Below are 292 nucleotides of genomic sequence, written 5' to 3' on the forward strand. Positions count from 1 at the left end.
GCGCCGAGGCCGACCAGGGCCCCGTAGCCGATGCCGCCCGCGGCGCCGGCGCCCGGCGACTCGGCGTACTGCTGGGCCTGCGGGCCGACGGACTCGCCGAGCACCTTCGCGAAATGAGCGAGCGCGGCATCGAGTTCGGCCACGTCCTCGGGCGACGCTCCCTTCTGCGGGCCGTAGACCGCGGGCGCGCCCTTGGGCCCGGTGAGCGGGTTGTCGACGTCGCTGGCGAGGACGATCTCCACGTCGGCCAGGCGCGGGTCGAGGCCGGACAGGTCGGCGGAGGCCAGCGTGG

The 292-nt window shown here is 76.4% G+C and carries 1 protein-coding gene; it reads right to left on the minus strand.

The features are described from left to right. Positions 1–292, minus strand: a 292-nt coding sequence (locus G3I40_RS38720; protein WP_203645576.1) for a glycerate kinase, incomplete at both ends; no start/stop codon positions are given.

The organism is Streptomyces sp. SID14478 (genome assembly GCF_010548525.1).
GTDB lineage: Bacteria > Actinomycetota > Actinomycetes > Streptomycetales > Streptomycetaceae > Streptomyces.